Below are 24,903 nucleotides of genomic sequence, written 5' to 3'. Positions count from 1 at the left end.
TGTTATTTTGAACTCTATTGTAATGGGTATCATTATTAATCTTACAAGGTTTTTATTATAAGGATATGCCAGCTAGTATCAGAATATAAAAGTATTTAGGCATAAATAGCTTGATATCTAAGCCCATCTAAACTATAGCACGCCGCCTATAAAATAACAGTCCGGGAATGGATAAGCCTAGCACCAATCCCGAGGTTACAAACAAGGCCTCAAATAAATACACCATCATTTGGCTAAATAATTCGTCGGAAAAACCAAAATAACCAATTTGCACCATACTGACCATCGCCTTATAAGCAGCGATACCTGGCATCATACAGATGACGCTCGGTGAAATTAACGCTTTGGGCGGTAGCGTATATTTTTTAGAAAAGTAGACACCCAAAAAGCTGGCAAGCATCGCCCCAAAGAAGCTAGCCACCACCAGATGGATGTGCTGATAAACAAGCGCGGTTTTTAACCCAAATCCAAACGCGGTCATCAGCAAACACGGCAGAATATAGCGTTTGGGCACGCTAAACATCAGCGTCCAACCAAGGGTAATAATGCACGACAACACTACGGTTTTAATGAACCACATCTTAAAACCCCCAGTGCTGTATTCTAAGTAAAACCAGCGCCATGACGATACCAACGCAAGCGGACAAGGTCAACATATAGGTAAAAACGGCACGGCCAACGCCAATATTGACATAGCCTTTTAGGATATCTGAGAAAGAATTGATCAAAGGAAAGCTTGGTACCAGTAACAGCACGCTAGAGGCAACCGCAATATCGGCATTATTACCAATATCAAAATAATAGGTCGTTGCCCCAATTAAAGAGGCGATAAAAGCCGTCACGATAACGGTGATAAAGGGATTGAAATGGTGCTTGGCCAGATAAATGCGAGTGAACATCGCTACCATACCCGCGATAAAGGTCACGGCGGTAATCGACCAACTGCCACCGTTTAGATAAGCAAACGCAGCACAAGACGCCCCAACAAATATGCCCACCAACCATGTTGGATACACCGACTTATTATCTAACTCATCAAAGGCAAGGGTAGTGCGTTGAGTCAACTCATTATCATCGACAGTGGCTTCAGTTTTATTGATAATTTGCTGGATTTGTACCAGTAAATTGACATTAATGCTTTGATTGATCGTGTCTCTGGTGGTGGTGATACAGCGCTCATCACAGATAGTGGTCAAGGTAATGGCATTAAAATTCAGCGAACATTCTACGCTGTTCATCCCCAAGGCAAGCCCTAAGCGTTTGGATAAGTCCACCACCACGGCAGACTCAGCGCCATATTGCATAAGCAGTAATCCGCAGCGCACGCATAATCGAGTAATGTGCTGTTGCTGTACGTAGCTGATAGAGGTCATTGATTAGATACGCATATTGGCTATTGTGATATTTGTGAATGGTATAACTATAAACAGTGTGAGCGGTTATAGTCTATCGAGACAACAAGGTAACGATAGCATAACTTGCCGTGCTTATTTGCTACTATTATAAAGCGTAAACCACTGTCGCAAGGAGAATAAAATGCATATCGCTATCTTAACGCTGACTTTTGCGCTACCCGGCTGTAGCTCGTTAAAAGAAAAACGCCAACGGATGGGCGGCTTGCATGCACGTTTTGGCAATACGCCAAGCGTCGCGGTATGTGAAAGCGGTGAGCGGGATCAACATGACGCCAGCGAATGGACGTTCGTAATTGTCGGGCTGTCTAAACGTGAGGTTGAGTCGCAATGCAGTCAAATTGAGGAGAAGCTAGAACGTACAGTAGATGCAAGGGTGATGAATGTTGAGAGAGAGTTTATTTAGGTTGAATGGACTATAAGGATCTAATTTCGCAACTCTATAGAGTTTCAAGGATATCTGCTAAAATCGTGGCTAAACTGCATTTTGATGTAACTATTTAAAATTGAAGATTAATTGATATTTTGTTGTAAGCCATCCCCAGTATATAGGCTAAAATATATATAATTTAGACTGCTATTTGCTAAAAAAGTAGACAAATGGCTATTTTAAGCTAATAAAGAGAACGTTAATGACTGTTAGAGAAAGAATATTGATAATTGGTAATGGCTTTGATCTAGCTCATTTTTTACCAACGAAGTATGAACATTTTATTCATACTATGAAAATGGTAGAAGAAGCCCCATCAGATACCTCATTATCATTTGATTACCTATATAAAGATCTTTTAGATAATGAAGACTTTATTCTAACTAAATGTAAAGTGCTATATAAGACAGAAGATCTGGAAATAACAGCAGAGCAAGTAGATAGTTTGAAAGAAAAGTTGACAGGTAATCACTGGTTTCGGTTTTTTAAAAGTCAAATTGATAGCGGCATAGATACATGGATAGACTTTGAGAATGAGGTTAAAGATACTCTTAATTCAGTATGTAACTTATTAGATGAGATAGAAGGAGAACCTCAGTACTTCCGTGTAACAGAAGACAGAAAAGAAGCAAGTATAGAGTCAAAATTAATTAGAGAAAAAATGTTTAGAAAATATCCTGCTATTTCCAAAATATTATGGCAGTTTAATATTATAGAGGAGAAACAGTTTGTTAGAGAAAGGCTTACCTTAAACAGAGAATTCGTTAAGTATTATCATAATCAAGCTGTTTATTTAGATACGAATAAAATATTTTTAAATCTAACTAAGCATTGGAACGATTTTATTGAGATATTTTCTATATATATCGAGTACATCAACACTTTCAAACCTAGAAAGAAATTAGCTTTACCTAAAGTCTTATCCAAAGATGAGTGTACTATTTATAGTTTTAATTATTCTTCTACTGTAGAACGGCTCTATAATCATGCCAATACCCAGTTTTTACATGGAAAGACTGGGTATAAAAATACAATAGTCTTAGGTATATCTGCTTTAGAAAATAAAATTCTAGTAGAAGAAAAAGTCTATGGGTTTGTAAAGTATTATCAAAAACTGGTTAATAGTACAGATTATCAATTTCTAAGAGGCAATCCTGATATAACTGATTTAGAGAAAGAAAAAATTGAAGATGGTGTCAGAGGTGAAAACGAGATAATTGAAATATATCTTTGGGGACATTCTCTAGACTCTTCTGATAGTGATTATATCGAGGAAATATTTGGGTTCAACCAAGGTTCGAAACCTTCTATTAATGTAATTGTCTATTATTTCGGTTCTCCTCATGCACAGCTTGCTAATTTAATTTCTATAATGGGTAGAGATATAATAGAAAAGTGGATGAAGGAAGGTTGGTTGGAGTTCGTAGAAAGCCCTGATATTTATCGACTAAATACAGATAAAGACTATAAAGATAAACTGAGTAAAAAAAGTGAGAAAAAACCACAAAAATTCTTTGGCCAGGAAAATGATAAATCGAGACCATCCCGAATTCTGTGTAACTGCCATTTAGATTAAATGCTTACTGATACGGTCATCAAACATAATCATAAAACGATTCAGAGCAGACGTCCAGTTACGGATTGGCATCGACCACCTTGACGACGCCTGCTGGGTGGCTAAGTACACCACTTTGAATGCTGCCTGATCAGATGGGAACACCTTACGCTTATTCACCGCTGTCCGAATCACGCTGTTTAATGACTCAATAGCATTGGTGGTATATATGACTTTTCTGATGTCCTTAGGGTAACCAAAGAATACCGTTAAGCCCTCCCAGTTATTACGCCAAGACTTAACCACGTGCGGGTATTTCTCGCCCCATACCTCATCAAAGTGTTCAAGATTGGCCTCTGCCATCTCAAGCGTATCAGCGCCGTAGATGGCCTTTAAATCAGCGGCTATTGCCTTCTTATCTGTCCACGGTACGAACTTCATTGAGTAACGCAGCATGTGTACGATACACAGCTGAACCTGAGCGTTGGGGTAGACGGTGTTAATGGCATCAGGGAAGCCCTTTAAGCCGTCGACACAGGCAATGAGGATATCTTGTACCCCGCGGTTTTGTAGTTCAGTGAGAACACCTAGCCAGAACTTAGCGCCCTCATTCTCTGATAGCCACATGCCAAGCAGCTCTTTTTTGCCATCAAGTCCCACGCCTAGCGCCAGATAGATCGCCTTGTTGATGATCTGCTTGTCTTGGCGTACCTTAACGACGATGCAGTCCAAATAGACGATAGGATAAACACTGCTTAACGGCCGGTTCTGCCAAGCGGTGATGTCCTCTAATATGTTATCGGTGACTCTTGAGACAAGAGAGCTTGAAATGTCGACGTCATAGAGCTCTTTAATGCTCTCTACAATCTCGGTGGTGGTTTGACCCTTGGCGTAAAGGAATATGATTTTATCATCGAGACCTGAGATACGGGTTTGATGCTTACTGACGAGTACAGGCTCAAAGCTGCCACCGCGGTCTCTTGGGGTGGATATCTCAAAATCGCCTGTGTCGCTACGGACGGTCTTTTTAGTGTGCCCGTTGCGCTTATTAGGTTTATCCGCCTTTTCATGCTTGGGGTAGCCGAGATGATCTTCCATCTCAGCTTCAAGGGCAGTGTCGATAAAGGACTGCATGAGTTGCTTCTGAAAGTCTTTGATGTCATCGAAGCTTTTCATACTACCAGCCATTTGCTCGGCCAGTTTTTTAAGGTCAGATTGAGTAGTCATTGCTTATTCTCCTGTTAGTGGATTATAAGCAGTTACACAGTTTTTAGGAAAGGCTCGTTAAATCAATTTTTTCAGATATTTAGAATCTGTTTATAAGCTTAGTTTAAATATAAGATTTTTCTTTTAAAAGTGGAAGTTACTACAAAAAAAGGCCACTCCCTAAAGAGTAGCCTTTCATCAATAATTAACTGATTTTCTATTAACTCACTGCTTTCATACCTTGCTTAAGCATTGGCTTCAAGAACTCACCAGTATATGAGCCTTTCACTTCTGCCACTTCTTCAGGCGTACCTTCCGCGATGATCAGTCCACCACCTTTACCGCCTTCAGGGCCAAGGTCAATCACCCAATCCGCCGTTTTGATAACGTCAAGATTGTGCTCGATGACCACGATGGTATTGCCTTTATCGCGCAAGGTATGGAGGATATGCAGCAGCTTATCGATATCATGGAAGTGCAGACCAGTGGTTGGCTCATCCAAGATATATAGCGTCTGTCCGGTATCACGTTTGGCAAGCTCACGAGCCAGTTTGACGCGTTGCGCTTCACCGCCTGATAGCGTTGGCGCTGATTGACCCAAACGAATATAGCTAAGACCAACGTCCATCAGCGCTTGCAGGCGACGATGAATCGCTGGAATCGCTGAGAAGAATTCAGTCGCATCTTCAACTGTCATATCGAGCACATCGGCGATGTTTTTACCTTTATAGTGAATCTCTAGCGTCTCGCGGTTATAGCGTTTACCATGGCAGGTATCGCAGGGCACATACATATCAGGTAAAAAGTGCATCTCAACTTTGATAAGGCCATCGCCTTGACACATCTCACAGCGTCCGCCTTTGACGTTAAAGCTAAAGCGACCGGCTTTATAACCACGAGCGCGCGCCTCTTGCGTTTGCGCAAACATCTCACGAACCGGCGTAAAGACACCGGTATAAGTCGCAGGGTTTGAGCGCGGCGTTCGGCCAATCGGGCTTTGGTCGATATCGACCATTTTATCCAAATGCTCAAGACCGCTAATGCTGTCATGCTTATCAGCGATAAGCGTTGAAGCATTATTTAATTGAGTGGCAGCGATAGGCATTAAGGTGCGGTTAATCAAGGTCGATTTACCAGAACCAGAAACCCCTGTAATACAAGTCATAATGCCAATCGGTAAGCTTAAATCGACATCTTTTAAGTTATTGCCTGTTGCGCCTTTTAGCTCAATCGACATCGGTACTTGCTTTGGTTTGGCTTTACCTTTGGCTTCAACTTCGATGGTTTTGGCTTTATGACGAATACTTGGAATCTCGATTCTTTTCTCACCAGACATATACTGCCCTGTGAGCGAGCCTTTGGTTGCCATAATGTCATCGACCGACCCTTGGGCGATGATATGACCACCGTGAACGCCCGCGCCGACACCGATATCAATCACGTGATCCGCTTGGCGAATGGCATCTTCATCGTGCTCGACGACCAGCACGGTATTGCCCAAATCGCGTAAGCGCGTTAAGGTTTTTAATAAACGATCATTGTCGCGTTGATGCAAACCGATCGATGGCTCATCGAGCACATACATGACACCCATCAGACCAGCACCAATCTGGCTAGCAAGACGAATACGCTGTGCTTCACCGCCCGATAACGTTTCAGCAGAGCGGGCAAGGGTAAGATAATCAAGCCCGACACTGACAAGGAAGTTAAGACGTTCATTAATCTCTTTAAAGATTTTTTCGGCGACTTCACCTTTATGACCGCCAATCTTGAGCGTTTTATAATAGTCAGCAGCATCACCGATAGACAGCTTAACAACTTGGGCTATGGTTTGATCGTCAACGCGAACATTGCGTGAGATTTCATTCAGACGCGCGCCATCACAGACGTTACACGTGGTATCTGCTAAATATTTCGCCAACTCGTCACGTACTAAGTTGCTTTGGGTTTTGGCATAACGACGCTCTAAATACGGCAGTACGCCTTCAAACGGCACAGTTTTATTGGTTTTACGCCCGCGCTCATCAGTAAAATTAAAGGTCAGCTTTTCTTTACCCGAGCCATGCATGATGATATCTTGCTGCGTTTTTGGCAAATCTTGCCATGGCGCATCCATATCGATTTTGAAATGATGACAAACGGTCGATAGCAAACCAAAGTAATAAGCGTGCCGCTTATCCCAGCCATTAATCGCCCCTTGATTGAGCGATTTTTCATGATGGGTAATCAGCTTTTCAGCAGAGAAGTACTGACGTTTACCGAGACCGTCACAACTTGGGCAAGCACCATAAGGGTTGTTAAAACTAAACATCCGCGGCTCAAGCTCAGAGACCGCGCGATCACACACCGGACATGAATGCTTGGCTGACATGACTTGATTTTCGTCACCGCCTTCTTTTGGATTACCATCCATAAAGTGCAGCGTGACTAGACCTTGACCCAAACGCAGGGCAGTTTCTAAACTTTCAGCGACACGGTTACCCAAGTCATCACGGACTTTAAAGCGGTCAACGACGACTTCAATCGTATGCTTTTTCTTTTTGTCGAGCGTTGGTAGCTCATCGGTATCATAAACATCACCGTCGACGCGAACGCGGACAAAGCCTTGCCCAATTAATTGCTCAAGCAATACCGTATGCTCGCCTTTACGCTCACGAATCACCGGCGCCAGTATCATAAGCTTGGTGTCAACAGGCAACGCCATGACTTGATCAACCATCTCGGTCACAGACTGCGCAACCATTGGCTCGCCATGCTCAGGACAAAACGGCGTACCGATACGCGCATAAAGCAGGCGCAAATAGTCATAAATCTCGGTAATCGTCCCAACGGTCGAGCGCGGGTTATGGTTGGTCGATTTTTGCTCGATAGCAATCGCTGGCGACAAGCCTTCGATACTATCAACTTCTGGCTTTTCCATCTGTGAGAGGAACTGACGCGCATACGCCGATAAGCTTTCGACATAACGGCGCTGGCCTTCGGCATAAAGCGTATCAAACGCCAAGGATGACTTACCAGAACCTGATAAACCGGTAATTACCACGAATTTATCGCGTGGAATGTCTAAATCGATGTTTTTTAGATTGTGCGTACGTGCGCCGCGTATTGCAATATGGTCATGTGCCATCGTTGATAGGTTTCCTATTTGCTAATGGTATATAAAATCTAAACGTTAAATATAGTTAATGAAAGGGCTGTTAAAAGCATATTTGGTTGTTAAGTTGCTATGGCTTTATAAAAGTCTGTCGTTATCACGGAGTTTTCTTAATAAAACAACAGTTATAAAATGGTTCTTTACAAACTAATAGTTTTTATAAAGCGCCAGTGATAAAGGTTTATATAAGCGTAACGTTCAAAGCTAACTTAAGTCTTAACCTTAAAATCAATAAAATAATCTAAATGAAATGTTTGTTAACTAACATAAGTGCTTTGTTATAGATCGAATCCAGCTTTGTTTTTTAGTTTTGTTTTTCCGCATAGTTTGCGAAAAAATGTCTGTTTTGAATATTGTTAGTTGTAAGTACTGCTTGTTTAAGTATTGGTTGTTTATGTCATGCTACTTTAGATTTTATTATTTTAAATATCGTATTTCTTAAAAGCTTGGCTGCTTTAAAAGTTACTATACTTGCTATATATATCTATCATTAAAATCAGTCTAAGAACAGCCCTACGGTCAAGGCAAGTATCTTGTCAACGTCTTACTTTATTGTCATGGCAGCGGCATTATTCAAGGTGTAATGAGCCATTAGATGCACTTGGTAACAAAATTATCGCCTCCATAAAAAGCGCAAGTAAAGGCTCACCGTGCGGCTGCGGCAGTAAGATAAAAGTTTCGGCAAGCAAACGGCGAATGACTTATACTAGTGGGCTTAATTTGTAGGCTAACGCCTTGATAAAGGCGTGATAATACCAGCAAGCCGCAGTGATAAACCAGCAATGATGAACCAGTGAGGCAAGTATGAATAGCGTAGAAAAACGGGCAATTATTGGGGTCGGTGGTATCTTCGCCTTACGGATGATTGGCCTGTTTATGATTGTGCCCGTGTTTTCGGTGTATGGTGATAATTATGCGCACGCAACGCCATTTCTGATTGGTTTGGCGGTCGGTATTTATGGGCTCGGGCAAGCGATTTTTCAGATACCAATGAGCCTTGCCGCGGATAAGTTTCCGCGTAAGCCAATTATCTTTTTGGGACTGATATTATTTGCTATTGGCGGTATCATCGCTGCCAATGCCACTGATATCTACGAGGTTATTATTGGGCGAGCGCTGGCAGGCAGTGGCGCGGTATCGGCGGTATTGATGGCACTACTTGCTGATGTGACGCGTGAAGAGATGCGCACCAAAGCGATGGCGACCATGGGTTTGACCATTGCTACCTCTATTATGCTGGCCTTTGCCTTTGGGCCTTTATTGGTCGGCTCGCTTGGTATCTCAGGGCTGTTTTGGCTCACCGCTGGTTTTGCTGTTTTAGCGATGTTGCTATTATTGTTAGTACCGACGCCGCTACGGGTGCTTAAGCACAATCTCGATAACAAGTCGATTGGTCAGCAATTGGCTGATGTGCTAAAAATTGGCGATTTAAATCGTTTGCATATCGGTATTTTTGCCCTGCATTTAACCATGACGGCTATCTTTGTTATCTTGCCGCATCAACTCAGTGAAGTACTGGGTTTATCGGTACGTCAGCAGGGTTTGGTTTATTTACCGTTATTATTTATTGGTTTTGCCGTAGCGATACCCTTTATTATTATTGCTGAAAAGAAACGCAAAATGCGCCAAGTATTTTTGGCAGCGATTGCCTTAATGACCGCGGCTCTGGCATTATTAGCACTTGGTAGTCAGGTCGGGGTTGGTATTATTCTAGGCTTATTGCTGTACTTTATGGGCTTTAATTTACTCGAAGCGACCATTCCCTCATGGATATCGAAGCGTGCGCCCGTTGCCAATAAAGCAACGGCGATGGGGCTAAACTCATCAAGTCAGTTCTTTGGTGCTTTTGTTGGCGGGGCGATGGGCGGTTTATTATTGACCCAGTCAAATCTGTTGGCATGGGGTATATTGGCCGTTATTATGGGCGCGGCATTGCTGCTGATTATTCCGATTACTGATCCACCGTATTTATCAAGCACCACGGTGACCATTCCCAAAGATATTAATATCCAAGACTGGTCACGGCAAATGCTGGCGGTAGACGGCGTTGATGAGCTGGTCGTGATGGCAAAAGAGCAGGTCGCTTATTTAAAATTGGATAAAACGCAATTGACAGATTCTGCACGACAAGAGCTGTCGCATTTAGCCCAAAGCCCCCTAGATATTTAACAGAAAAATGGTTAAAGTGAAGTCATATTACTGCTAGTATTCATACTCTATATTAGATACTCGATTAAAGCTGGCAAACAAATTATTTATAAGTAAAAGGACGATATTATGCGCGGAGTTAATAAAGTTATCATCATTGGTAACCTTGGAGCAGACCCCGAGGCTCGCCAATTTAGTAATGGCGGTAGCGTGACCAACATTTCGGTTGCCACCTCAGAGCAGTGGACTGACAAGCAAAGCGGTGAAAAAAGAGAAGCGACGGAATGGCATCGCATTTCATTGTTTAACCGTCTAGGCGAAATCGCAGCACAATATTTGCGCAAAGGCAGTAAGGTTTATATCGAAGGTAGCTTGCGTACGCGTAAATACCAAGATCCTAACGGCCAAGACCGTTATATTACCGAGATTCGTGCTGAGCAAATGCAAATGCTCGATGGTGCGACTGGCGGTAGTAATGATGGCGGCGGCTTTGGTGGTGCTCAAGGCTCGAATCAATATCAGAATCAGGGCAGCGGTTTTGCTGGTCAGAACCAAAACCAAAGTGGCCAAAATAACTTTAACCAACAGGGAAATAACCAACAAGGTGGTTATAACCAAGGCGGCGCTCAGGGTAGCAACCAAAACAGCTTTAATAATCAAAATGTGCCTGCACAGCAGAACCAATTTAATAAACCTGCTCAAACAAAACCGACGGCAATGCCTGACGGTCCGGTAGATGACGATATTCCTTTTTAGGATACGTAATCTAATAATGTTGAATGAATCAGAGAAAAGAGCTTACTTTTAGAGGCTCTTTTTTTTATATGATAAATTCTATTTAATATAAAAGTTTATTTTCTCAAAAATAATTATTTGCTTGCTGATATTTATTATTAAATACCCCACTCTCAACTTATTTTTCTAAGGTATTGGTTTACTTAGTTTTTAAAATTTCAGTTAAAACAATTAGAATTTTAAATTCTATAAAAATCAAAAGCCTACGATAAGTTGAGATTGGCGTTATTAAATATCAATCAATACTTGTAGCGGTTTATATTTTTGTTTATATTACTGCTACTTACGATTTTTATTACGCATAAGTTTTTAGTAAAAATCCAACTCGGTTATAACCTTAATATAAAAGTGGAGTTTACGATGAACAAAAATAACGTCATAGATTTAAATAGTTTAAACGTTGATGAGCTACGTGCGATTACTGAAAATGCGCAGCAATTGATTGAAGAAAAACAGCATCAGCGTTTATATGACGCCTATATGCAGTTTGAAAAAATCGCTGAAGAAAGCGATGCCAGCATCGAAGAAATTATACAAGCGGGCGAGAAGCTGGAGAAAAAACGCAGCATTAAATATCGCAATACCGATAATAATGAAGAAACTTGGACTGGACGCGGACGCAAACCGACTTGGTTGGTAGATGCACTAGCGTCAGGTCGCAAGCTTGAGGATTTTGCCATTTAGCCATTTAAAAACTCTTGGTTAAAGGCTTATTCTATTCTGCTTTCATGTATTATTAATTATGATGGTTTTATAAAATAAGTTGCTAGATAAAAGCCAGTCTCTTTATCGCCACTATTTTGGTGCAAAGATACTGGCTTTTTTTTCTGTCATCTGTACGCCATTGTTTGCTATGATAATGACGTTTTTGTCTTCTATAAGAGTTAGCTAACCGTGCCTCACGTTTCCACGTCGTCTCACAAGCGTCCCCGCAAGCTCTGGTGGCTACTTGGCTTTATATTATTTGCGCTATTTGCCGTGTTGCAAATGCCTGCCGCGTGGCTGCTTGAAAAATATGCCCCTGATACGCCGTATGTACAACATGTGTCTGGCAACTTATGGCAGGGCTCAGCGATTTGGCAGCTACCTGTGTCAGCAACACCGCTTACCGGTGCTGCTGAGTGGTCGTGGCAGCCATGGCATCTACTATTAGGCAAATTAGGCGCAGAGGTCGATATCAGCTCAGAGCAGACCCGCTTAAATGGTCAGGTGAAAGTAGGCACCAGCTCATGGCAAATTCAAAACATGAGCGGTAAGATTGCCCCTGAAACTTTATCAAATGTGGTCGATTGGCAGCTGCCTAATACCCCCATTCAGGTCAATAACGTTTCATTAAAACGTCAATCTGCTAAAAATTCTGAAGCAGGCAATTCAGATAGAAACGCCGCCGGTTTTAGTGAGGCCAGTGGTCAGTTAACGTGGGTTGGTGGCGAAGTCGGTTATCCTAGCGGTGGTAAGGTTTTTTATCTCACCATGCCTGCGCTGCGAGCTGAGCTCAGTGCCGAGCAAAAAAATAATAAAAATCTGCTGCATGTCAATCTTATCAACAATCAAGATAAGCGCTTGGGCGATTTGTATATCGATGGCGATAATATGCTAGATGTGAGCTTAACCCAGCGTTTACTAGAAAATATGCCAGAATATAAAGGGCAAGCTCCGCAAGACACGCCTGTGGTCAGTGTGCGCCAGCCATTGCTTAGTGGCTTAGGGGCGCGCTAGATGATGAATGTTGCCGATGTATCTAGCCGTTTAAAACCTGTTATTAATACCCTCAATCGCTTTGCAGCAGCACTATTGCTATTAGCGATTATTTGGCTATGCTGGAGTGCTGCGCGTTTACTCTGGTTGCTGCTAGCTGCGCCATTAGCGCCTACCTTACCGCTTGCTCCTTTACAGAGTACAGCGAACACCAGTACAGATCATAGTGGTTTATTTGCCATTTTTGCGGACCCTGATCCTACCGCTGCGCCCGTACAACCGCCGCCCAATGTTTTGTTAAAAGGTGTACTTATCGCCATACCAGAGAGTCTGTCTTCGGCGATGCTGGACGTCAATGGCGAAGTAAAAAATTACCGTATCGGTGACACTTTAAAAGACAGTGACTATACGCTGGTCGCCGTCGATTGGAATGAAGTCATTATCGCCGATGCTTACGATAAAGAAGTCGTCATCAGAATGCCAGAAGCCATGCCGCTTGATCAAAGTGCCATGCTGGCGGGTGCGGTGGGCAATCAGCGTTTGCCCGATAATAGTATGTTGCCAAACCTGTCTAATGCGCCAATGTCCGAGCAAGGCAATCCTGAAACTGAGCAAAATGGCCAAGAAAATGGTCAGGCAACCGATCAAAGCGCGCCGCAGTCGCCAATTGATGAAGCCGTTACCGAATTACAGTCAAACCCAGCCAGTTATTTAAGTCGGATGGGAGTGATGGCATCTGGAGAAAGCTATCAGGTCACCGCCGCCATGCCAGCCAAACTGCGTAACCGTTTAGGGCTAGAGCCGGGCGATAAGGTACTAACTGTTAATGGTCAAAGCGTTGGCAGCAATCCCGGCCAAGATGCCAGTATACTGCAGCAAGTCAAACAATCTGGCGAAGCGCAAATAGAAGTACAGCGCGGCGATCAAGTTATCACCATTCGCCAGCAGTTTTAGTTAAAAAGTTCATCGGTTAATACATTTGGTTCATATTATATTTAGCAAAAGTTTTATTCAGCAAGCACGAAAATCAGTATATCCGCGTCATCACTGTAGGTAATTATCAATATGGTCAGTTCTCAAAATTTTTCGGTCACGCCTTTGTACCATATCTTGCAGCGTTTGATGCGTTTGTGTCGGCCGCTATGTTTAGCCGTTCCGCTATGGGCAGCGAGTACAGGGCTTGTTAGTGCAGAAAGCTGGAAAGTTAATCTGCAAGATGCCGATATCAAAGCATTTATTAATGAAGTGGCGACCATTACCAATCAAAACTTTGTCCTTGATCCGCGTATCAACGGTAACGTCACCGTCATCTCTAATAAAGCGCTATCGCGTGACGAGATTTTTCAGCTGTTTTTAAGTGTCATGCAGGTCAATGGTATTGCCGCTATCGATTCGGGTACGACCATTAAGCTGGTACCAGATAACGTCGCCAAACAATCTGGCGTGGCGGTGGACTTACGCGGGGACAGTTTCGGTGAAGCCTTAGCGACACGGGTGATTTATTTGACCAATACCCAAGCGGCAGAAGTGCTTGGTGTCATTCGGCCCTTGATGCCGCAGTCCGCCCATGCAGCAGCGGTACCGGGCGTTAATGCGCTAGTATTGTCTGACCGTGCTGATAGTCTTAATCAGCTCACGTCACTTATCCGCGATTTAGACAGCAACGTCAATGACAGTTTGCAAGTCATACCGCTGCGTCATGTCGACGCTGAGCGTATGATGGAGTTGATTAGCGCCTTGGTGGCAAGCGCAGGTAGCGGGCAAGCACAAGGTGGCAGTAATCAGCTAAAAGTCATCGCTGACACCTCTAGTGATAGGCTGCTCGTCAAAGGCAGTCCGGAGATGATTGCCAAAGTTCAAGAAATGGTCAATCAATTAGACACTACGCCTTCGAGACGTTTAAGTGGTCTGCGCGTCTTTCGCTTAAAATATGCTAGTGCCGGTCACATTGCAGAGATGCTGCGCGGCTTGCTTGCCAGTCAGTCTATTAATAGCGCTGGTGCGGCTTCAACTTTAGAGTCAGCTTCGCTAAACGGCGCCAGTAGTACAGGCTCGGCCCTTAACAATAATACTAATGCGCTTACCAACAGTGCTACGAATACTAATACTGGCGCTACGGGAGCAGCGTTATCTACTGCAAGTACAGGTGGCACAGGTAATGGTATCGGCGGGCGACCTTTTAGCATTATCGCGGATGAAACGCAAAATGCTGTTATCGTCAATGCCGCGCCCGAGCTGATGTTTGAGATTGAGGATGCCGTCGCTCAGCTCGATAGCCGCCGTGCCCAGGTTTTGATTCAAGCGGCGATTGTTGAGGTTTCAGGCGATGACGCTACCCAACTTGGCGTACAATGGGCGCTGGGTAATGCCAATAGTGGCTATGGCGTGGTCAACTTTAATAACGTCGGCGCGAGTGCCGTCTCGCTTGCCGCCGCCGCGTTATCAGGTGGCGCAAATATTAGTGCAGCAGCAGGTTCTATTGCTGGGGCGTTAATTGGCATCGGTGATAGTAAAAAAGACAGCCAAGGTAATACTCAGTTTTATGGTGCAATCTTACAAGCGCTTGATTCGTCGACCAGCGCCAATCTGCTGTCGATGCCATCAATTCTAACCTTGGATAATGAAAAGGCCAGTATTTTGGTCGGTCAAAACGTGCCTTTTGTCACCGGCTCTTATACCACAGGCAGTGACTCATCAACCAATCCATTCCAGACCATTGATCGCCAAGATATTGGTATTAATCTAAATGTTATACCTCATATCGGCGACAATGGCACCGTACGTCTAGAGGTTTCGCAAGAGGTTTCGTCGGTAGTACCTGGCAGTGCCGCCAATGCCAGTGGCCTGATTACCAATAAAAGCTTGATTAATACCACCATCCTAGCCGACGATCAGCAAACCATTGCCTTGGGTGGTTTAATGCGCGATAACACCACTACCCGCCAACAAAAAGTTCCCGGTTTGGGCAGTGTACCCGTCATCGGACGGCTGTTCCGTTCTGATAATGACAGCACGCAAAAGAGTAACTTAATCATATTTTTGCAGCCGACCATCTTACGTGACGGCGGCGCTGTCGCTAGTGTGACTGAGCGCAAATACAATCAGATGCGCGTCCTACAGTTGGTTATCGACAAAAACGGCACTATTAAACAGCTGCCACTTAGCGGTACAGAAGGCTGGAATGGCAATGTCAGCGCAGACTATGAATTGATGCCACTCAATCCACTGGTACCTAAGCGTGACCAAACGCCAAAAACCACTTCACAAGGGTTTACCAAAGTAGATACGCCAAGTAGTAGTGGCATCACCACGTATCCTTTAAAACGCTAAATTCTAATATAGAGCGCTTGCGAATGGATAACGCAGGCGCTAACTTCTTGATTAGAATACAGCCCATCTCATCAGTAAATGTACGGCATGATAGCGCTGCCGTACATTAGCTTGCGTATTCATAACACAGATAAACACAGTACATTTTAGAGGAGCGTATAATTAGAGTGAATCTAATAACATATTGCTTTTATAAGCAATTTTTTAAGATAATTATTTAAATAACTGTCCTTTAAGTAGACTGGGTTAAGTTAGTGATTTTTAAGTTAATAGTAAAAGTAGCTAGAACCTATAGGCGCCACTAATGAGCAATCTTGATAATGAAAAGAAAAAGAAATGGTTAGCCTTAAGTGCGGTTACCATGGCTTTATTACTGATTCCGCGGCGTAGTAGTAAAAAGGCCGATAGCCAATTATCAAATCATAATAACGATGATAAAGTGCCTGACGAAAAAGCAGCTAATAAAGTCTCTAATTTAAAATAAACGTCTATATTTAAGAAAAATAATGAAAACCATTAAATTTGGAGGCTATTGATGACTGCGATTTACGCCTCATTTAACGCTAATGAGAAATTGCCTACAATTTTTCCTCTCATTGATACCCATACCCATTTTGACGCTCCCGTGTTTGATGTCGACAGAGAGGAGCAAATACAAAAAGCGTATCAGCGAGGCGTGCGCCATTTGGTATTGGTAGGGTATTTACAACGGCATTTTGACCGTTTATACGCAACTAAAGAATTTATTAATAAACAGGTGCACGCTATTGCAGGACAGACATTTGAGCAAAAAGAAATCTCTCTGCATGCGCATATTGCCCTAGGCTTGCATCCTTTTTATATCGATAATCATACGGATGAGCATTTAGAAAACATGGCGCAGATGTTAAATGACAAACGTCCTTTGGCCATCGGTGAAATCGGCTTTGATACCTTTACGGATGAGATGAAACAGCCTGATATGGTCGCCAAGCAAGCGCGTTTTTTTAAAGCCCAATTGGATATGGCGGTGAGCCAGCAGTTACCTGTGATGCTACATATCCGTAAAGCGCATGCTGAAGCATTGGCGTTGTTAAAGGCGCATGACTATGATGCTCATGAGCTTGGCGGCGTTGCCCATAGTTTTAGTGGCGGTGAACAAGAAGCAAAAGCCTTTGTAAAACTGGGCTTTAAACTTGGGGTGACCGGTCAGGTGACCAATCCAAATGCCAAAAAGCTGCGCCGTGCGATTCAAGCAGCGGTCGATACTTATGGTATTGAATGTTTGGTCATCGAGACAGATTGCCCAGATATGACGCCGATAATGTGTCAAGTTTCGAGCGGTAGTCAGTCAGCACTTGGCCAAAGCCCAGATGATGAATGGGGCGATGCACCCGCTCATGATAGAAATGTCCCAGCCAACTTACCTTATGTATTAGGCAGTTTAAGTGAATTACTTGCTGTGCCAACCGAGACGCTTGCCGAGCAATTTTGGCACAACAGTTGCAATGCTTTACGTACCGATTGGCGTTATCCAGTTCAAGAGTAGTCCAAGATACTTATTAATAATAAACAACCTTTTAATCGAGCTTTAATTTGTTATGACCGAAGAGACACAATTGCAGCAAACTATAAAGCAAACAGATACTTTAGTTAATAAAGAGGTCACTGCGCGCAGCGAGCAACAACTTGCTGCTGACAGCGTCGATGTGATTGATGAATCGTCCGAGCAGTATGAACGCCGTTTTAAAGGCACGCAAACATTGTATGGTGCCTCTGCTGTCGATACCTTTGCCGCAGCGCATGTTTACGTCATTGGCGTTGGCGGGGTGGGTTCTTGGGCGGCAGAAGCGCTGGCTCGCACCGCCGTTGGTACGATTACATTGATTGATTTGGACATATTGGTGGCGTCAAATGTCAATCGTCAGCTACCCGCGTTAGACAGTACCTTTGGTCAAAGTAAGATTGCGGCAATGGCAACACGTATCCGTGAGATTAATCCGAAAGTTGAAATAAATCTGATAGATGATTTTTTAACACCTGAAAATGTCGCAGCATTATTGCCCACGCGCGAGCAAGCAAAAATGGCTATGCAAAAAAATCCAATTGTTATTTTAGATTGTGTTGATGATATGAATGCTAAGCTTGCTATTGCCCTGCATTGCCGTTTTAACAAACTAAAATTGGTGTGTGCAGGCGGAGCAGGTGGTAAAATAGACCCGAGTCAAATTCGTGTAAGCGATTTACGCGATAGTTATCAAGATCCGTTGTTGGCAAAGCTACGCAATAAACTGCGCCATGAAAAAGGGATTAATAGTACGCTTAAAGAGAGATTTGGCATCAAATGTGTCTATTCGACAGAGCCACCGCGTGTTGATAAAAGCTGTCAAACAGGCGGTTTACACTGCGGTGGCTATGGTTCGGCGGTCGTCGTCACCTCAGTGGTCGCGATGCTGATGGTTAGTGAAGCATTACAATTATTGCTCAAACAGGCGGCGGTCAAGCCAAGCGTCTGACCTGAATTAACGGAGTCCATTTTGTCTACATCTAACTCGTCAGAAATCGGTTATCGTTATCCTGTCGCTGCGGAAGACGCTGAGCGTATTAGTAAACTCAAAAAATATCAGGTACTCAACAATAATGAAGAACCTGCTTTTGCGCGTTTAACCGAGCTTGCGAAATTGTTTTTTAATATGCCAGTCGTAGCCATTACCTTTATGGATGAGGAAACCCAGTATTTAAAATCGCTGCATGGGCTCGATGGTATTTGTACAACGTCACGCAAAGTCGCTATTTGTAATTATACTGTCCTGTCGGATGAGGTTTTGGTACTGCCAGATTTGACAGAGGACAGTCGCTTTAGTCAAAACCCTTTGGTGACAGAAGCGCCATATTTGCGTTTTCATGCTGGCGCGCCGATTATTATGCAAGAAGATGGCAAGACCTATAGTTTGGGTTCTTTATGTTTGATGGATATGCAAGCGCACTACGATTTTACCGATAATGACGCAGATATATTGGCGAAGTTTGCTGCGATGGCTGCCGATGCTTTGAAACTTCAAGACCAGCAGCGCCATGCCAAGCATGCTAATGAGATGAAGTCAGAGTTTCTGGCCAACATGAGCCACGAAATACGTACGCCGATGAATGGCATCATTGGTATGGTTGAGATGCTCGCTGAGACTAAGCTGAGCGCTGAACAACAAGAGTACGTCGATAATATTAAAGTCTCAAACGAGCACTTATTGGCGATTATTAACGGTATTTTAGATTTATCAAAGGTTGAGTCGGGCAAAATGACCATCGATTCAATACCGATGAATATATCGAGCCTTTGTAACGAAGTGGTGAGTTTATTTGCGGTCAAAGCCCGTCAGCGAGGTTTGACGTTAGATTATCATTATACCGAGGCATTATCGCCTTATATCAAGGGTGATCCGGTACGCATCAAACAAATCATGGTAAATTTGGTCAATAACGCCATTAAATTTACCCGTGAAGGCGGACGGGTGACCATTGACGTTAAACACATGGAAAACAACCCTTGTGAGGATAAATACGGTAATCATAAGTCTATATGCAGTCATGAGCTACAAGTAGAGCAAGCTTCTCATTATAATACTGATGATAGTGGTTCGGTTAATCATCAAGACATGACGCTTTGTATTGAGGTTACAGATACCGGTGTCGGTATCAAGCCAGAATCTTTAGAGGCGATATTTGATGCTTATGATCAAGCCAATAAATCGACTCATCGCCTTTATGGTGGAACAGGTCTAGGTCTGTCAGTTTGTAAATCTTTGGTAGAGCTGATGGGCGGCTATATCGAAGTAGATAGTGCCGTCGGTATTGGTACGACTTTCACCGTATTATTGCCGCTACCTCCTATCGATGAAGCGCATTACGAGAGCTGGCAAGACTCAAACGACTTTGGTATGACAGAACCAAGTCATGAGCTTATTGGTCATATATTGCTGGTCGAAGATGATAGCGTCAATGCCATGATTGCTAAAAAAGCACTGAACAATAGCGGTCATACGGTCACTCACGTCACGGATGGACAACAAGCCATAGAGGTTTTTTCGTTAAATCCTGAGCAGTATGATGTCATTTTGATGGATCATCACATGCCGATTATGGATGGTGTACAAGCGACGATTAAACTGCATGAGCTTTATGACCCGCAAGCATTGCCGCCTATCATCGCCTTGACCGCCAATGCGATGGATGGTGAGCGTAAAAAATATCTTGATGTCGGTATGCAGGATTATTGCACCAAACCCTTTAAACAAGAGCAGCTTAATGCTTTGGTGCAATACTGGCTGATGTATAAGCAATCGATGGAAGAATAATTTCCTCATCTAAAAAGCATTTGACATTAAAAAAGCTTAACCCCTAATAGCGGTTAAGCTTTTTTTAAACGAGATAAAGACGCTTAGTTAACGCGCGTTTGGTAATCGCCGGTACGGGTGTCAACACGAACCACTTCACCTTGCTGGACAAATAACGGCACACGTACCACAGCACCTGTCTCTAGGGTTGCAGGTTTGCCGCCACCACCTGACGTATCTCCGCGCACACCTGGATCGGTTTCAGTAATTTGCAGTTCAACAAAGTTAGGCGGCGTGACCGATAATGGCACACCATTGAATAGGGTGATGGTGCAAAGCGCGTTACTGTTTTCTTTTAGCCATTTTAGTGCATCACCAATCGCGGTTTTGTCGGCTTGTAATTGCTCAAAACTCTCAGGGTGCATAAAGTGCCAAAATTCACCATCGTTATAAAGATAGTTCATTTCTGTATCGATGACATCCGCCGCTTCCAAGCTATCGCCTGATTTAAACGTCTGCTCGAGCACGCGACCACTGCGTAAGTTGCGCATTTTGACACGGTTAAAGGCTTGCCCCTTACCCGGTTTGACAAACTCATTTTCAAGAATGGCATACGGATTGCCATCGAGCATGACTTTGAGACCAGCTTTAAATTCGTTAGTAGAAAAACTTGCCACGGAAGACTCCTAAGGGTTGTAAGTATTGTCATCAATAATTGGATGTGGGGTTTGCGCCTTGCTGTGCTAAAGCTGCCTATGATGCACAAGGTTGTAGAATAATTCGTACGCTTTGATAGCGGACGTACTAAGAGCGTATAATAGCGGCTTTTGGGCACAGGTATAAGGTTGTCATGATAAACCATTTAATCACACAAAAAAACTGGCAAACGCAATTATCGGAAGCGATAACCTCTATTGATGAGTTGCTTGAGCTGTTAAAGCTTGAATCATTGCGCTCAGAGGTTTATATACCTGAACATTTTGTGCTGCGTGTACCGCGCGGTTTTGTAGCAAAAATGACGGTCGGTGACGTTGATGACCCTCTGCTTAAACAAGTATTGCCCAATAAAAAAGAACAAATCGCTGTGACCGGTTATGTGGCAGACCCTTTAAGCGAAAATACGCACAATCCAGTAAAGGGTTTATTGCATAAATACCAATCAAGAGTCTTATTAACCATTACCGGTGCTTGTGCCGTCCATTGTCGTTACTGCTTTCGCCAGCATTTTGACTATAGCGCCAATATGCCAACCGCCGATGCCAAAGAGCATATTATCAATTATATTAGCGCCCATCCTGAGATTAACGAGGTGATTTTAAGCGGCGGTGACCCGTTAAATGTCACCAACAGACGCTTATTTTCTTGGCTCGATACCTTAGAAGCGATTCCGCAACTGACCACCATCAGGCTGCATACTCGTTTGCCATTGGTCATTCCAGCGCGTTTAGATGAGGCGCTATTGGATAGACTGTCGCAAAGTCGCTGCCAAATAGTGATGGTGATTCATTGTAATCATGCCAATGAGATTGATGCGCTGACCGCTGAGTATTTGCAGCGTACGCGCGCGGCGGGCGTCACTTTATTAAACCAAGCGGTACTGTTAAAGGGTATCAATGATAGCGTGACGGTGCAAACCGCATTGAGTCAGCGCTTGTTTGCCGCTGGCGTTCTGCCTTATTATCTGCATGTCTTGGACAAAGTAGACGGTGCTGCCCATTTTGATAGTGACGAGCGCGCAGCTATTCAGCTGTACTGGGCGTTACTCGCCGCTTTGCCTGGTTATTTAGTGCCAAAGTTGGTGCGCGAACTGCCTAATAAACCCTTTAAAGTACCGATTGATATTTACAATGAATCTTAAAATAGGCAATATAATACATCTAAATTTTAGTAAACAAATAACGGTTAAGTGATTATTACAGTTGTTTTTAGTGATAAGTTTAAAAATTTTCATACATAGGCACTGTTAAAGCAATTTGAGTCAAACTCATAGAGCGGTCACTGAGCAGTCAATTTGAAGTCTATGCCTAAATAGTTTGTGCCCGAGTGGTTTGTGCTTAAGTGTCGTCGTCTATAAAAGTAAACTCTAGAGATAGCGGTCGACTTCTATTGGTAATCTACGCAATTACTAAGGATAGTAATGGTAAATTTATCGACATTTCAGCAGTATTTAACAGCGGATGCGCCCTTATCGCAACCATTGCCTAAATCGTTTAATAGCGATGAGCAGCATTTACGCAAATGGGCGGCGCTGTTGCCTCTGCAGGCAGAGATGCAGCAAATAGAGCAGTTAGAACAAGTGCTCACAGAGCTGCGTACGGCAAATATAGAGGATCGCCAGCGCCTAACGCTATTTAATATTGTATTGGATGCGGCCAATCAGCTGATTGCGCTGCTGCGCCAGCATTATATCTATGAAACGCAGGCTTTTAACGCTTATCAGCTGGACTATGTAGCACATGTGAAATCGCTGTACTATTTAATGATTATGGGTTACGACGGTGTTATAAAGCGAGAGACTGCTTTTTTAGCAGATAATCAACCATCACCATCTACCCATCTGTGGCAGCGCTATTTTACCAATGACAAATCTTCGTCAATTACCTTGGCCATTGCGACCTATCAGACGCTGTTGATGTATCAAAAGTTGCTGTTTGAAGAAGCGCTTTGCTACCAAAAGCCTACAGCGTCTTTATGGTCTAACATCAATCAGCTCTACTATATGGCTTGCCAACAGCGGACAGTTGATATTGATGTCAGTGCTTATATCACCACCCACTGTGCGGATACTATCCATCAGCTATATGCTCAGTTATGTTTGCATAGCTTGTTAAACGTGCGTGCCATGCGCCGAGCCAATATCTTGATGGTACAGCGTTTGCTCTTAGAGTGGAGTGAACACCTTATTATAACGGTAGAGCTGCAGACGGAGACAAAGGTGTTCGTCAATTTAAATAGTGACAGCGCACCGACGTATTTGACCGCCCATTGTGCGATTAATCCTTATGATGCCCATCATGATTGTGTATTTATCGAGTTAGCACCGCTGGTCGCTTATTTGAAATCGCGTAAGGACAAACTTATCAAGGATGGTCGAGAAGGCGCTGAATATTGCTTGCTTAACACGGTTGCCATGACATTAAGCTATCGCTATATCCAGCCTCGCTTGACACTACCCATCAAGCAAAGTGCCAAACAAGAGGCTCACGTCATCACAGGATTCAATGACATTCATTACCGCGTCAGTAACCAGCAAAGCTTATCAAGTTTGATTGTCGCCAAAGCGTTACCAGATTATCAGCAACCCCGCTACGATACCTTGCCAAAAAAACATGCCACCGATAAAGGGTTAGCGGTAGAGACATTTGACGGTAGATTTAATGGTGGCGCTGTCAATAACGACGATTTGTCCGTTTTTCGTACCTTGCGACTATTGCCCAAACCAAAAGAGCCAGTAGCAACGGCTGAGCATATGGCGTGCAAAAACGTTCATTCATTTTTTGGCCCTGAGGCATCAATAAAAAGCAGAGAGACAAATGATACCCTCGAAAAAGACTATGACCCTAAAGCGATAAAAGATATAGCAAGGATTGCTAATAATGACCTGCTAGATTCTATTGAACCGCCATCACTGCGTATTATGAGTCTGTTCTTATTATGTCGCCCTCATCAATAGATGAGCTAATGACAAATGAGATAGAGGGAAACAGCCATGTGAGTCGCTTTAGCGATACCGCTTTTACTATCTTGGTAGAAAATCAAAATACCGCTGCGCTTGAGAAATTGGCTAAGAAAATTGGCTCGACCATTAGTGATATGCTAATTGAAGTGGATAAACGGACGACAAGTACGACGGCAAGTATTGCGATCGTAAAAATAGAAAAAAATACGCCTGAGCCAAAAGTGTTGCTCGAACGGGCTCTGGATGCTATCAATCAAATTATGATTGAAACCTCCAATCATGGTGATAAATACCATTTATATGACGCTAGCGAACATGCCAATAGTGATGATCATGCCCTTGCTGAGTCTTTAGTCGATGCTATTGCTAATAATCGCTTTGAGTTGTCTTTCCAGCCCATATATGATATCAATCATGATCGCAGTGATTTCTTTGAGGTGTATCTACGCCTGCCATTAGCCGATGCAAACAATACCGTACTGACCCCTGACCAGTTTATGGCGGTGGCTAAAGCGCACAAGCTCCTTGAAAAAATTGATCGCTGGATACTGATTAATGCCTGTAAAAAAATCAATGATGTGCGTAAATCCCATCCAGATGCAAGGTTACTGGTACAACTGACCAATGCGTCGTTGATAGATAAAAAACTACCGAGCGTTGCTAGTCAACTCATCAATGCAGTTGGCGGCAGAGCGGGCGCGCTAACCTTGCAGTTTAATGAAAAAGACATTGCTGACCATTTAACCGTGGCGAAATCTCAATTTACGGCGCTTAACTAAGTAAACTGTCAGCTGGGTATTAATAATTTTGGCTCGTCTGCTAAATCGGTTGAGCTGGCCAATTTTGTGCAGCCTGATATGGTGCGCTTAGCCCGAAATTATGTCGATAGCCTTGATAACCCAGAGAATTTAGAAACGGTTAAGTCGCTCATCATGCGTACCAATGAAATTAGCGTTGATGTCTTGATGCCATATATTGAAGATGCGGCGACCATGTCAGTCGCGTGGAGCGTAGGCGCACGCTACTTACAGAGTTATTATTTAGAAGCACCTAGTAATACCATAAAAGTGGCAAGCGAGAGCTAAATTTGGGTAAATAAACTTCATGTTACATTAGCCCTGTTTAACGGTTAGCAACGATATATACTTCTACGCAGCGTTATGTTTGTTTATCCTTTTTACCTTGT

The 24,903-nt window shown here is 43.3% G+C and carries 19 protein-coding genes and 1 pseudogene; 15 read left to right on the top strand and 5 right to left on the bottom strand.

From position 1 onward, the window contains the following. Window positions 1–127: 127 nt before the first annotated feature. Both RAH45_RS10665 and RAH45_RS10660 read right to left on the bottom strand, forming a co-directional pair. Window positions 128–580, bottom strand: coding sequence for a threonine/serine exporter family protein (locus RAH45_RS10665; RefSeq protein WP_011280954.1), 453 nt, complete (start codon window positions 578–580; stop codon window positions 128–130). Window position 581: 1 nt separating this feature from the next. Further along, complete coding sequence (locus RAH45_RS10660) at window positions 582–1,373, bottom strand: threonine/serine exporter family protein (RefSeq protein ID WP_068403911.1); 792 nt, start codon at window positions 1,371–1,373, stop codon at window positions 582–584. Window positions 1,374–1,536: 163 nt separating this feature from the next. Between RAH45_RS10660 and RAH45_RS10655 the strand changes: the two genes are divergently transcribed. Beyond that, a complete protein-coding gene (locus tag RAH45_RS10655) occupies window positions 1,537–1,818 on the top strand; it encodes a DUF503 domain-containing protein (RefSeq protein WP_068403909.1) in 282 nt (93 codons plus the stop codon). A gap of 226 nt (window positions 1,819–2,044) precedes the next feature. Then, on the top strand, window positions 2,045–3,418 hold the full coding sequence (locus RAH45_RS10650; protein ID WP_306495269.1) for an AbiH family protein: 1,374 nt from the start codon (window positions 2,045–2,047) through the stop codon (window positions 3,416–3,418). Here RAH45_RS10650 and RAH45_RS10645 read toward each other — a convergent pair. Further along, complete coding sequence (locus tag RAH45_RS10645; protein WP_306495267.1) at window positions 3,410–4,624, bottom strand: IS256 family transposase; 1,215 nt, start codon at window positions 4,622–4,624, stop codon at window positions 3,410–3,412. The genes RAH45_RS10650 and RAH45_RS10645 overlap by 9 nt on opposite strands. A 199-nt stretch (window positions 4,625–4,823) precedes the next feature. Further along, window positions 4,824–7,730, bottom strand: a complete 2,907-nt coding sequence (gene uvrA / locus RAH45_RS10640; RefSeq protein WP_193031193.1) for an excinuclease ABC subunit UvrA — start codon at window positions 7,728–7,730, stop codon at window positions 4,824–4,826. An 831-nt stretch (window positions 7,731–8,561) separates the two neighbouring features. Between uvrA and RAH45_RS10635 the strand changes: the two genes are divergently transcribed. The 10 genes from RAH45_RS10635 (at window position 8,562) to RAH45_RS10590 (ending at window position 20,059) form a co-directional block, all read left to right on the top strand. Continuing rightward, the gene (locus RAH45_RS10635; protein ID WP_193031262.1) at window positions 8,562–9,926 is read left to right on the top strand and encodes an MFS transporter; all 1,365 of its coding nucleotides are present in this window, start codon (window positions 8,562–8,564) and stop codon (window positions 9,924–9,926) included. Between the two features lie 108 nt (window positions 9,927–10,034). Then, entirely contained in the window at window positions 10,035–10,661 is a 627-nt protein-coding gene (ssb, locus tag RAH45_RS10630) for a single-stranded DNA-binding protein (protein WP_193031264.1), read from the top strand. Between the two features lie 399 nt (window positions 10,662–11,060). After that, the gene (locus RAH45_RS10625) at window positions 11,061–11,384 is read left to right on the top strand and encodes an H-NS histone family protein (protein ID WP_306495266.1); all 324 of its coding nucleotides are present in this window, start codon (window positions 11,061–11,063) and stop codon (window positions 11,382–11,384) included. A 210-nt stretch (window positions 11,385–11,594) separates the two neighbouring features. Beyond that, on the top strand, window positions 11,595–12,419 hold the full coding sequence (gene gspN / locus RAH45_RS10620) for a type II secretion system protein N (RefSeq protein ID WP_068403900.1): 825 nt from the start codon (window positions 11,595–11,597) through the stop codon (window positions 12,417–12,419). Further along, window positions 12,420–13,352 carry a type II secretion system protein N gene (locus tag RAH45_RS10615; RefSeq protein WP_068403897.1) on the top strand — a complete coding sequence of 311 codons (933 nt, stop codon included), beginning with the start codon at window positions 12,420–12,422 and terminating at the stop codon, window positions 13,350–13,352. A 111-nt stretch (window positions 13,353–13,463) separates the two neighbouring features. Beyond that, the gene (gene gspD, locus RAH45_RS10610; RefSeq protein ID WP_193032232.1) at window positions 13,464–15,728 is read left to right on the top strand and encodes a type II secretion system secretin GspD; all 2,265 of its coding nucleotides are present in this window, start codon (window positions 13,464–13,466) and stop codon (window positions 15,726–15,728) included. Between the two features lie 304 nt (window positions 15,729–16,032). Further along, on the top strand, window positions 16,033–16,212 hold the full coding sequence (locus tag RAH45_RS10605; protein ID WP_068403893.1) for a hypothetical protein: 180 nt from the start codon (window positions 16,033–16,035) through the stop codon (window positions 16,210–16,212). Between the two features lie 51 nt (window positions 16,213–16,263). After that, window positions 16,264–17,256 carry a TatD family hydrolase gene (locus RAH45_RS10600; protein ID WP_191690413.1) on the top strand — a complete coding sequence of 331 codons (993 nt, stop codon included), beginning with the start codon at window positions 16,264–16,266 and terminating at the stop codon, window positions 17,254–17,256. A 160-nt stretch (window positions 17,257–17,416) separates the two neighbouring features. Beyond that, window positions 17,417–18,223 carry a tRNA threonylcarbamoyladenosine dehydratase gene (locus RAH45_RS10595; protein WP_369811268.1) on the top strand — a complete coding sequence of 269 codons (807 nt, stop codon included), beginning with the start codon at window positions 17,417–17,419 and terminating at the stop codon, window positions 18,221–18,223. 21 nt (window positions 18,224–18,244) lie between these two features. Next, entirely contained in the window at window positions 18,245–20,059 is a 1,815-nt protein-coding gene (locus RAH45_RS10590; protein WP_306495265.1) for a GAF domain-containing hybrid sensor histidine kinase/response regulator, read from the top strand. Window positions 20,060–20,142: 83 nt separating this feature from the next. Here RAH45_RS10590 and efp read toward each other — a convergent pair whose 3' ends face one another. After that, complete coding sequence (efp, locus tag RAH45_RS10585) at window positions 20,143–20,715, bottom strand: elongation factor P (RefSeq protein ID WP_068403887.1); 573 nt, start codon at window positions 20,713–20,715, stop codon at window positions 20,143–20,145. 173 nt (window positions 20,716–20,888) lie between these two features. On the opposite strand from efp, the gene epmB reads away from it, so the two are divergent. From epmB to RAH45_RS10570, 3 genes and pseudogenes are all read left to right on the top strand, one after another. Beyond that, window positions 20,889–21,896, top strand: a complete 1,008-nt coding sequence (gene epmB, locus RAH45_RS10580; protein WP_068403886.1) for an EF-P beta-lysylation protein EpmB — start codon at window positions 20,889–20,891, stop codon at window positions 21,894–21,896. Between the two features lie 279 nt (window positions 21,897–22,175). Continuing rightward, the gene (locus tag RAH45_RS10575) at window positions 22,176–23,711 is read left to right on the top strand and encodes a cyclic-di-GMP receptor FimW-related protein (RefSeq protein ID WP_102077620.1); all 1,536 of its coding nucleotides are present in this window, start codon (window positions 22,176–22,178) and stop codon (window positions 23,709–23,711) included. Further along, window positions 23,693–24,802 (top strand): annotated as a pseudogene (locus RAH45_RS10570) (EAL domain-containing protein). The gene RAH45_RS10575 and the pseudogene RAH45_RS10570 overlap by 19 nt, the downstream one beginning before the upstream one ends. Window positions 24,803–24,903: the final 101 nt, after the last annotated feature.

Source organism: Psychrobacter sp. van23A (assembly GCF_030845275.1).
In the GTDB taxonomy this organism is placed as follows: Bacteria; Pseudomonadota; Gammaproteobacteria; order Pseudomonadales; family Moraxellaceae; genus Psychrobacter; species Psychrobacter faecalis.
This window is presented reverse-complemented; position numbering and strand designations above follow the sequence as displayed.

Bases quoted from the DNA above. Each gene is read 5' to 3' on its own strand.
- uvrA (WP_193031193.1), bottom strand. From the start codon at position 7,730: ATGGCACATGACCATATTGCAATACGCGGCGCACGTACGCACAATCTA.
- RAH45_RS10655 (WP_068403909.1), top strand. From the start codon at position 1,537: ATGCATATCGCTATCTTAACGCTGACTTTTGCGCTACCCGGCTGTAGC.
- RAH45_RS10650 (WP_306495269.1), top strand. From the start codon at position 2,045: ATGACTGTTAGAGAAAGAATATTGATAATTGGTAATGGCTTTGATCTA.
- RAH45_RS10635 (WP_193031262.1), top strand. From the start codon at position 8,562: ATGAATAGCGTAGAAAAACGGGCAATTATTGGGGTCGGTGGTATCTTC.
- RAH45_RS10645 (WP_306495267.1), bottom strand. From the start codon at position 4,624: ATGACTACTCAATCTGACCTTAAAAAACTGGCCGAGCAAATGGCTGGT.
- RAH45_RS10615 (WP_068403897.1), top strand. From the start codon at position 12,420: ATGATGAATGTTGCCGATGTATCTAGCCGTTTAAAACCTGTTATTAAT.
- RAH45_RS10665 (WP_011280954.1), bottom strand. From the start codon at position 580: ATGTGGTTCATTAAAACCGTAGTGTTGTCGTGCATTATTACCCTTGGT.
- epmB (WP_068403886.1), top strand. From the start codon at position 20,889: ATGATAAACCATTTAATCACACAAAAAAACTGGCAAACGCAATTATCG.
- RAH45_RS10660 (WP_068403911.1), bottom strand. From the start codon at position 1,373: ATGACCTCTATCAGCTACGTACAGCAACAGCACATTACTCGATTATGC.
- gspD (WP_193032232.1), top strand. From the start codon at position 13,464: ATGGTCAGTTCTCAAAATTTTTCGGTCACGCCTTTGTACCATATCTTG.
- RAH45_RS10625 (WP_306495266.1), top strand. From the start codon at position 11,061: ATGAACAAAAATAACGTCATAGATTTAAATAGTTTAAACGTTGATGAG.
- RAH45_RS10600 (WP_191690413.1), top strand. From the start codon at position 16,264: ATGACTGCGATTTACGCCTCATTTAACGCTAATGAGAAATTGCCTACA.
- RAH45_RS10605 (WP_068403893.1), top strand. From the start codon at position 16,033: ATGAGCAATCTTGATAATGAAAAGAAAAAGAAATGGTTAGCCTTAAGT.
- ssb (WP_193031264.1), top strand. From the start codon at position 10,035: ATGCGCGGAGTTAATAAAGTTATCATCATTGGTAACCTTGGAGCAGAC.
- RAH45_RS10575 (WP_102077620.1), top strand. From the start codon at position 22,176: ATGGTAAATTTATCGACATTTCAGCAGTATTTAACAGCGGATGCGCCC.